The 1,737-nt window shown below is 65.2% G+C and carries 2 protein-coding genes; both read left to right on the plus strand.

All coding sequences use genetic code 11. The features are described from left to right. Positions 1–41: 41 nt before the first annotated feature. On the plus strand, positions 42–743 hold the full coding sequence (locus tag VGK20_14375; GenBank protein ID HEY2775230.1) for a hypothetical protein: 702 nt from the start codon (positions 42–44) through the stop codon (positions 741–743). 26 nt (positions 744–769) lie between these two features. Next, a complete protein-coding gene (locus VGK20_14380; protein ID HEY2775231.1) occupies positions 770–1,513 on the plus strand; it encodes a class I SAM-dependent methyltransferase in 744 nt (247 codons plus the stop codon). The last annotated feature ends 224 nt before the right edge of the window (positions 1,514–1,737 follow it).

The following is a 1,737-nucleotide window of genomic DNA, read 5'->3' on the forward strand; positions in this document are numbered from 1 at the left end:
TGGTGCTTTCGGCATATCGCGGGCATCACCTTCTCGAGCGCATGACCGAGCGTCTCTCCCAGGAAGCACCCCGGCACGGCGTCTCCGGAATTTATGCCGAACCGCTGACGATCCACACCTTCTCCCAGCGCAACGACGAGCGCGCCGGCATGTCGGTCTGCGCGGTCCTGCTCGGCGCCAATCCCGAGAGCTTCCGCCCCAAAGGTCTGCCATGCCCCACTGCGGGACAGCGCCAGAGCTACCTGCGCACCTTCCGCTTCGTGCAGCCGCCTGCCGCGCGTACGATCCACGCTCCCGAGCCCTACAGGGACATGCTGCTCGAACTCTATGCGAGCCTCGGCGTCAAGGTATCGCTGGCGGCCCCGGCGGCCGCTTCGGCCGCGGAGTCGCGCACCGGAATCAAGCTCAATGATCGCGGCTATGGTACGATCCATTTCGAGCGGATCGGCCCCGAGGCTGCCATCGAGCTCGGCCAAGCGCTGCGCGACGTGCGGGCGTTGGGCGCGGCCGCGGTGCAGCTCAGCGCCCCGATCGGCGATCCCGGCCTGCCCCTCCTGACCGATGCCGCCCGCGGTCTCGGCTTTTTCTTCTGCGGCCTGGGACCGGCGTTCGCGGACGGCGCGGACACCTTCCTCCTTCAGGCGTTGAGCGAGCCATTGGACACCGGAAAGCTTCAGCTGCTCACTGATCTCACGAAGGAACTGGTGGCGTTCATCGATCGCGATCGCGCCGCAACAGCGTAGCGCGCTTGAGGAGGAGAACCGCCAACGTGGTCAACGTCGTCATCCGTCAGTTCCAACCTGGCGGCGCCGTGGTGGATGCCGCCGCGCTCGCCCAGTTCCAGGAGCAGTGGGCGACCTACCGCAAGCTGGTCGAAAGCGATTACCTGAGCCACCGAGAGGTCGGCCGTATCCTGCAGGAGACGCTGAACGACGTTTTCGCCTCGCCCTTCTGCTTCCTCGACATCGCGTGCGGCGACGCCACGATGATGAAGGCCGCGCTGCGCGGTACCCAGGTCCGCCACTACCACGGCATCGACCTGTCGCAGGCCGCCCTCGAACTCGCCGCCGCCAATCTCGCCGAGGTGCCGTTCGAGGTCGATCTCGACCACCGCGATTTCGTCGAAGCCATGATGGGCCGGCCGCAACATGCCGACGCGGCCTGGTGCAGCCTGTCGGTGCACCATCTCGCGACCGACGACAAGCTGCGCCTGATGAAGGCGATCCGCGGTGCCACCGGCGCCCGCGGGATTTTCCTGCTCTACGAGCCGACCCGTCGGGCCGATGAGGATCGCGCTGGATTTCTCGATCGCTTCATGCGGACGAACCAGCCTTTGTGGACCGTGTTGACGCCGGCCGAATGGGATCAGATCTGGCATCATGTCTCGACCTGCGACTTCCCCGAGACCGCCGCCGTCTGGTGCGAGCTCGGCCGCGAGGCCGGCTTCGGCGACGCGCGACAGGTGTTCGACGACCGCACCGATCTCTACCGTCTCTTCCGCTTCGAGACGTGAGACGGTAAAGGTGCGTGCACCGGAAGCAGCGTCTCGGCTCCGTCGCGGCAGAGCGCAAAACGTCTGCGCACGGCGTCGTACGAAATTGAAACAAATTGCAATCGGCACCGTTTCGAATTTGCGCATGATCTTCTTCGAAATGTTCCTGCTTTAGTCGTGCGCTAGCGCGGCGTTTACGCCTCCCATGGAGAAGTGAAGGCATGGAACATCCAATTCGGCCCATG

The sequence above is a fragment of the Candidatus Binatia bacterium genome (assembly GCA_036493895.1).
Classification (GTDB): Bacteria; Desulfobacterota; Binatia; order UBA1149; family CAITLU01; genus DATNBU01.